The sequence below is a fragment of the Niallia sp. M35 genome, from assembly GCF_050971705.1.
GTDB lineage: Bacteria > Bacillota > Bacilli > Bacillales > Cytobacillaceae > Niallia > Niallia circulans_A.
Genome location: NZ_JBPCEP010000020.1, coordinates 72602 through 79303 on the forward strand (window position 1 = coordinate 72602; position 6702 = coordinate 79303).

The 6702-nt window shown below is 36.2% G+C and carries 8 protein-coding genes; 5 read left to right on the forward strand and 3 right to left on the reverse strand.

What is annotated here, in order from left to right:
- Positions 1-33 precede the first annotated feature (33 nt).
- Positions 34-534, forward strand: a complete 501-nt coding sequence (gene mobB / locus NiCM35_RS23215; protein WP_123258604.1) for a molybdopterin-guanine dinucleotide biosynthesis protein B — start codon at positions 34-36, stop codon at positions 532-534.
- On the opposite strand, the gene NiCM35_RS23220 is transcribed toward mobB, so the two are convergent.
- Positions 531-1211, reverse strand: a complete 681-nt coding sequence (locus tag NiCM35_RS23220; protein WP_433780817.1) for a Crp/Fnr family transcriptional regulator — start codon at positions 1209-1211, stop codon at positions 531-533. The genes mobB and NiCM35_RS23220 overlap by 4 nt on opposite strands.
- A gap of 157 nt (positions 1212-1368) precedes the next feature.
- Between NiCM35_RS23220 and NiCM35_RS23225 the strand changes: the two genes are divergently transcribed.
- Both NiCM35_RS23225 and cyoE read left to right on the forward strand, forming a co-directional pair.
- Positions 1369-1953 (forward strand): molybdenum cofactor guanylyltransferase, encoded by a 585-nt coding sequence (locus NiCM35_RS23225; RefSeq protein WP_371000498.1) that lies wholly within the window; start codon positions 1369-1371, stop codon positions 1951-1953.
- A 57-nt stretch (positions 1954-2010) separates the two neighbouring features.
- Positions 2011-2934 carry a heme o synthase gene (gene cyoE, locus NiCM35_RS23230; protein WP_095333315.1) on the forward strand — a complete coding sequence of 308 codons (924 nt, stop codon included), beginning with the start codon at positions 2011-2013 and terminating at the stop codon, positions 2932-2934.
- 65 nt (positions 2935-2999) lie between these two features.
- Here the strand turns inward: cyoE and NiCM35_RS23235 are convergent, their stop codons facing one another.
- Positions 3000-4511: a nitrate/nitrite transporter gene (locus NiCM35_RS23235; RefSeq protein ID WP_433780813.1), complete on the reverse strand. Its 1512-nt coding sequence runs from the start codon at positions 4509-4511 to the stop codon at positions 3000-3002.
- Positions 4512-4797: 286 nt separating this feature from the next.
- Complete coding sequence (locus NiCM35_RS23240; protein WP_095333320.1) at positions 4798-5226, reverse strand: VOC family protein; 429 nt, start codon at positions 5224-5226, stop codon at positions 4798-4800.
- A gap of 94 nt (positions 5227-5320) precedes the next feature.
- Between NiCM35_RS23240 and NiCM35_RS23245 the strand changes: the two genes are divergently transcribed.
- Both NiCM35_RS23245 and NiCM35_RS23250 read left to right on the forward strand, forming a co-directional pair.
- Positions 5321-5962, forward strand: coding sequence for an RNA polymerase sigma factor (locus NiCM35_RS23245; protein ID WP_433780814.1), 642 nt, complete (start codon positions 5321-5323; stop codon positions 5960-5962).
- 104 nt (positions 5963-6066) lie between these two features.
- A complete protein-coding gene (locus NiCM35_RS23250) occupies positions 6067-6546 on the forward strand; it encodes a hypothetical protein (RefSeq protein ID WP_095333325.1) in 480 nt (159 codons plus the stop codon).
- Positions 6547-6702: the final 156 nt, after the last annotated feature.

A 6702-nucleotide genomic window follows, 5' to 3' on the forward strand; every position in this document is an offset into this window, starting at 1 on the left:
GTTAGTTCAATTGATATTAAAGGATGATAGCACATGCAATGTGTACAAATTATCGGTTATAAAAATCGTGGGAAAACCACTTTAGTAGAGCATTTAATAGGATACTTTTCAAAATACCATTACCAAGTGGCAGCAATCAAGCACCATGGACATGGAGGCCCTCCTTTAGGGTGGGAGAAGACAGATAATGCAAAACATCTTCAAGCAGGAGCAGATTTTGCTGGTGTGCAAGGAGAAAACCTGCTGCAAATTGCGACAAATAAGGAATGGAATCTAGATGTAATTATACAATTATACACGCTATTAAACGTAGATATTCTATTTATAGAAGGATACAAGCATGAACCGAAGCCGAAAATTGTGCTAATTGGGGAGCAAGAGGATATCCATCTAATAAATAAAGTATCTAACCTGAAAGCGGTAGTTTCTAGTATTCCTTTAGAAGAAATATCTGTTCCGATATTTAAGCCTAATCAATTAGAAAAATTGGCCTGTTGGCTTCTGGAACAATACACGCAAAATCTGCTTCATTAATCAATATTACACATTTCCAGCGGGCAGTTTTCACAGCCGATCGCCTGACGTAAATACTCAATGTCGTGAAGGATTATTTTTCCTTGTGTATTCAAAGAAATAATATTGTTTTTCCGAAGGTCACCGAGCATGCGGTTCACACTTTCCCTTGTAGTTGCGCAGAACCTTCCTAGCTCTTGATTTGTTAAGGTCATGTCGATAAGGATGCCATCACCCACAGGGACACCGTAACTATTGGATAAGCGAATTAAGGTAGAATAGACAGCACCTTTTTTTCCATTTAATAGTAAATCGCGCAGCTTTGATTGGAATTTTCTCATGTGGTCACTTACCCAGCGCATGAATTCAAAGGTGAGCGCGCTGTTAGCCATTAATTCTTTTTCTAATTTGCTTCTTTTTATCACATAGACCTCACCGGTTTGGAGCGTTTTACAGCTTAATAGAAACTTTGGATTATCAGCAAACAGCGTTAGCTCACCGACGATATCATCTTGTTTACAAAGCCGCAGCAATAGTTCGTTTCCTTCTGCAGTAAGCTTGCTAATTTGAACTAAACCGGATTCTAGTAAATAAATTTCTTTTGCTTCTTCTCCTTCGCGGAATAGATAATGGTCTTTATATATTTTTTTCTTTGTACCAATAGACACAAGCAAATGCCGCAGTTCTGGAGAAATCATTCTTTTCCTTGATGCTTGTATTGGAATTTTCACGTGGAGACCCCCTTATCATGGTTTCATTTCCATGATAGCATGAAAAAAATGCAAGTAGCTCGTTGAAAAACTAAAACTTAATGACAATTTTTAAACAATAAGCGTCTAAGTATGGAGTGATGACATGCAGCAACCTATCGTTGGTATTTTATTGGCAGGAGGAAAATCAAGCCGCTTTGGTTCGCCGAAGATGTTTGCCGAGCATAATGGAAAAGCTTTTTATCATCATAGTCTGGATGCTATTACCCCTTTTGTTAAACATGTATACATGGTAACCCAGCCGCATTATGTAGATCAGATAAAAAGTGCAGAGGCAGATGTTTCTATCCTGATAGATTTGCCTTCTATAAAAGAAAAAGGCCCGCTTGCCGGGATATATTCTGCCATGCAGGAAAATCGAAGTACATGGTATTTAGTCATCCCTACCGATGTCCCATTTATGACAGAAGCTACGATTCATTTGATCGTAAAGGAAATCCAGCCTGGATATCAGGCAATTATTCCATCTTGTAAAGGAAGGTTACAACCTTTAGTCGGTGTATATCATGCGACCGTTGCTCCTATCATTGAGGAAATGCTGCAAGCTGGGGACTATGCTGTTTATCAGCTCCTTCAAAAGCTAAAGGTAAAAACAGTTGAGGTGGAAGATGAAGAGCCTTTTTACAATTTGAATTATCAGCGGGATTACGATTATCTAATAAAGAAGTAGCCAAGAGTATAAATGCCTGGATAGGTGCTATAAATTAGAGACAAGGAATATAAGGAAATGAACATAAATAAGGATACGAAGCAGCAATTACAGAAGCCTCTTTATAAATGGACAGTTCACGATTTATTATTGTTAATTAAATGTAAGGTATTATTAGCTAATGTTTTGCCAGTGCTGACTTCCTTTCTATTAGCACTGAACATCCTTAGAGAAGGATTTTTAGATTACTGGATGGAATTTATCTTTGTTTTACTTGGTTCAACTTTGGTAATGGGAGGAGCATTGGTACTGAATAATTGGTATGACGTGGATATTGATTCCATCATGGAGCGTACGCAAAAGCGCCCAACCGTAACAGGTAATGTGCCACTGCAGACGGTGCTTATTTTAGGAATAGGCTTCACGATAGCTGGCTTTATTTTTTTACTGATGGTGAATATGAAGACTACGTTATTTGCGTTCATCGGTTGGTTTACGTATGTCTTTTTATATACAATGTGGTCTAAACGCCGCTATGCTTTTAATACATTGATAGGCAGTTTATCAGGGGCTGTGACCCCATTGATGGGATGGGCGGCAGTTGGGTCTATTCTTCATAAAATCCCACTTGCCTTATTTTTGCTTTTGTTTATCTGGCAAATGCCTCACACCTATGCCATCGCTATTAAAAAGTTTCAAGAGTATGCGGACGCGAAGGTAGCAATGCTGCCAGTTGTATCGGGAATAACTAAAACAAAATATCACATGTTATTTTATATTGCATGTCTGTTACCAATTCCCTTTCTCCTTGCTTCATTTGGAAAAGTATTTGTGATCGTGACATTTGTTTTCACAATGGGCTGGCTTATTTTAGCTTTATCGGGATTCTTGGTAAGAGATCAATGGAAATGGGCGCATTGGAATTTTTTATACTCTGTGAATTACTTAATGATCATATTTATTTACATGACTATCCTCACTCTTTGCTTCAAAGTTAAGTAGAGAAAAAATAAGAAGGCGAAGGATGATAGTAAATCATGGTCCTTCGCCTTTACACTTATATGAACTTAAGCGTTTATCTCCCTTTTTGCTGTACTTAAATCGTTAAATATCCCGACATAATACCGGACTTCCCCGACATTATTTTTGATGGCACTAATGGTCAACCATTGTAAATAAAAGGAGCCATCATTTCTTTTATTCCATATTTCACCCTCCCAAAAGTCATGCTCTTCAATCGATTTCCACATCTCTTGGTAAAAGGACTTATCGTGTTTGCCCGACTGGAGGAGCACAGGAGTATTTCCTAAGGCTTCCTCTGTTGTATACCCAGTAATCCGTGAAAATGCAGAATTTACCCGTTTAATGACGCGTTTTTTATCTGTTAACATAATTGCTTCGGCTGTGTTTTCTATGATCTGCTTCTCGATGTTTTTCTCATCTTGATAATACATCCAAACTACAATAACGAAGCTAACCAATGCAAATTGGGACAATGCCATAAATCCGATCGAATATTGCCCTGTCATTTGTTCAACCGCAGTCAAAATAAGAGGTGGGAAGAACCCGCCTAAACCACCAATGGCAGAAACTATTCCATTCACAATCCCAGCTTGCTTTGGAAAGTGCAATGGAACTAATTTAAAGATCGTTCCATTCCCGATACCTGCTGTTACAGCGACAGATAATGTTCCGATCGTGTATAAAGTCAAGGTTGGGGAAAAAGATAAAATAATACCTGAAACAGTGATGCCGATAAATGTTAGCATTAAAATAATATACGGGTTAAATTTATCAGCAAGCCAGCCACCAACTGGTCTTAGGAAAGTCGCAAGCGCTATGAACCCTGCCGTTCTCATTCCTGCATCAACCGTACTCAATTCAAAATGAGTAGATAAGAAATTAGGTAAATAAACGGTAAACGCCACGAAAGCTCCAAAGGTAATAAAATAGAAAAGACTTAACGCCCATAATGTCGCATTTTTGTATACAGCTTTAAATTGCTTAGATAAAGCAACATGCTCTTTACTTTCCTGCTTATCTCCTAAAAAAACAGTTAAAGCTATAAACAATAATAATAAGATAAGATACATCTGAACCGCTTTATTCCAACCGAGCATTGCTGCGATAACAGGGGCTCCGAAGGAAGTAACGGCTGTTCCAATGTTACCTACGCCATAAATTCCATTAATAAAACCATGTTTTTCTTTCGGATAATATTTTGGTAACGAGGTGACACCAATGGAAAAGACAGCTCCGCCGACTCCAAGAAATAATCCACCAATTACTAAATCTGAGAATGAATTAGCTATACTAATAAAGTAGACGGGAAATAGAAGAATAAAAAAACTAATACTAAATAATAGTCTTGCTCCATAGCGGTTTGTATAAAAGCCTATGGGAATCCGCAGTATAGAACCTAAAATAACAGGAAGCGCCGTCACTAATGACACTTGTGATGCTGTTAATGAAATATCTTCTCGAATACTAGGCATTAGGGAGGATAAGATCACCCACACCATGAATCCAATGACAAGATTAAACGTTTGCAGATTTAGTTGAATCGTTTGTTTTTTCATATGCCGATATCCTTTCTTATGATTTCATATTTGTCCTCTATACAACAATAAAAAAAATTTTGCTGTCTACGTGTGATTTACTTCACATATAGCCAGCAAAATTTTGTTTTTTTTATTATATTTACTGTTAATGGGACCATTTCAATCTCTGGCTGTAAGGAAGGCGGCATCAGATAAACTTTGTCCAAATATTATTAAATGGGGATAATAACGACTTGAACACATCCTGCTGTGAAAGAAAAAAGAATTACCATCAAAAAAGTATGGGTAATTCTTTTTTTAATAGTTATTTCTTTGTTTTATCTCTTTCTTGCATTTCTCTCACATTTTCTGAGTGGAAGGGAGAATTGCTCACTTCATTAACGACACTAAATGGGTTACCGTCCAAGTCAAAGAAATCAAAAAATTTCATTCCGCCAAAATCATCGATTTCGGTAGTAACGATGCCATTGTTTCTAAATTGTTGATGGGCAGCTTCAATATTATCAACGACAAAATTAAAATAGGAGTTCTTCTGATCCCCTTTAATAATAAATTCAGTAGGCTGGGGGGATTCTACTTTTACTAAGGCTAATTGTGTTGTTCCAGCTGGTAAATAAAAGCCGGCACCATCCTCCCAACTATCGATTATCTTCACACCAAGAAACTTTACATACCAATCGGTAGATTTCTTAATATCTGTAACGGGAATAAATATACTACCTACTTTAAACATAATCTTCCTCCCTTGAATGAAATTCTTCCTTATAACGAATATAATAATGGAAAAGTTACACTTACATGTAAATTTATATAAAAGAGGAGGAGACATGGTTTTTGAAGATATCGAGGTTGTGATTAAGAAACTTTATAAATATTGTTTAAGGTTGTCAGGGTCACCTTGGACAGCCGAGGATTTAGTCCAAGAAACGATCCTAAAGGTTTATAAAATAAAAAAAGCGGAGCCGAAAAGGGAGTTTACATTTTCTTATTTATGTACGGTGGCAAAAAATCAGTTTATCGATGAGAACAGGAAATATAAAGAGAGTATTTTATTTAATGAGGACATTTTCGGAGAAGCCTACGATTTTATAGATTACAATGGTTTAATAGAAATTTTACTTACCACCCTACCTTTAAAACAGGCTATGCTAGTTACCTTGAAGGATGTATTTGGCTACACTTCAAAAGAAATGGCATCCATGTTAAGAATAAGTAATGAGGCGATTAAAACAGCACTTCATCGGTCTAGAAAGAAACTAAAATTGCAAAATAATAATATGGAAATCCCCTCTTCTAATCAAGAAATTATTATTGCCCTCACTAAAGCAATACGGGAAGCGAAACCGATGCAAATATTTTATCTTTATCGACTATTAGAATCACAAAATTTTAAGGTAAGAAGAGGTTCTATCCATTCTCTATTCTATGTTATAGACCCAGATGGAAATATTTTAGAAATTACATCCTAATAAGTTGAACTATATTCATACTAATAAAACGTGGTATATTAGTTTTATCCACAATTAGAACGGAGACTAATTATAATAATATAATAAAAATTCGGGAGGCAAATATGCTATCATTTGAAGAAAAACTAAATATTATTGAGGAGTTCCCTCAATTAGAACGAAAGAATGTTTCATTAAAACGCGTTAATTTTCATTATGCGGAAAGTGGAAGTGACAAAAAGAACGTCGTGTATCACTTACATCCCAATGGAAATGGATTTGTATATGCGGACAAGCTGAATGAGTATGAGACAGATGAAAAAGGGATGGTCAATATTAGAGATTTTTCAAAAGAAGAACTAAAAGAAATTATTGAAAAATCCATTCAATCATTAAGACCGAATATACAAGAAGAAGAGACGGTCGAGGAAGAAACAGTGGAAGAAGAAACATGGATTGATACGGAAAATAATACACTCCTTCTTCTTCAAGAAGAAGGGTTTTGGAATATATATGCCGGAGTCAATCTAGAAAATAGTTTTTCAAGCTACGAGGAAGCTTGTGAATACTTAAAGGAAGAAGGCTTTAACAAGTCTTCCATTTAAGATACGTAGGAAAAACAACGCAGAGGGTGGGACAAAAGAATTTTACATAAAGAAAAAGCCAAACTATAATACAATAAAACATCGTAATAGTTCGCGTTTTTCTTTTCGCTGATTTATCTTTTTTATAGCTAAAAAACAAGTTCGTTCCATTGCGCT

What these genes read in the sequence shown, in the direction of transcription:
- cyoE (WP_095333315.1), top strand. Translation starts at nt 2,011, where the DNA reads ATGAACATAAATAAGGATACGAAGCAGCAATTACAGAAGCCTCTTTAT.
- NiCM35_RS23245 (WP_433780814.1), top strand. Translation starts at nt 5,321, where the DNA reads ATGGTTTTTGAAGATATCGAGGTTGTGATTAAGAAACTTTATAAATAT.
- NiCM35_RS23235 (WP_433780813.1), bottom strand. Translation starts at nt 4,511, where the DNA reads ATGAAAAAACAAACGATTCAACTAAATCTGCAAACGTTTAATCTTGTC.
- mobB (WP_123258604.1), top strand. Translation starts at nt 34, where the DNA reads ATGCAATGTGTACAAATTATCGGTTATAAAAATCGTGGGAAAACCACT.
- NiCM35_RS23225 (WP_371000498.1), top strand. Translation starts at nt 1,369, where the DNA reads ATGCAGCAACCTATCGTTGGTATTTTATTGGCAGGAGGAAAATCAAGC.
- NiCM35_RS23240 (WP_095333320.1), bottom strand. Translation starts at nt 5,226, where the DNA reads ATGTTTAAAGTAGGTAGTATATTTATTCCCGTTACAGATATTAAGAAA.
- NiCM35_RS23250 (WP_095333325.1), top strand. Translation starts at nt 6,067, where the DNA reads ATGCTATCATTTGAAGAAAAACTAAATATTATTGAGGAGTTCCCTCAA.
- NiCM35_RS23220 (WP_433780817.1), bottom strand. Translation starts at nt 1,211, where the DNA reads ATGATTTCTCCAGAACTGCGGCATTTGCTTGTGTCTATTGGTACAAAG.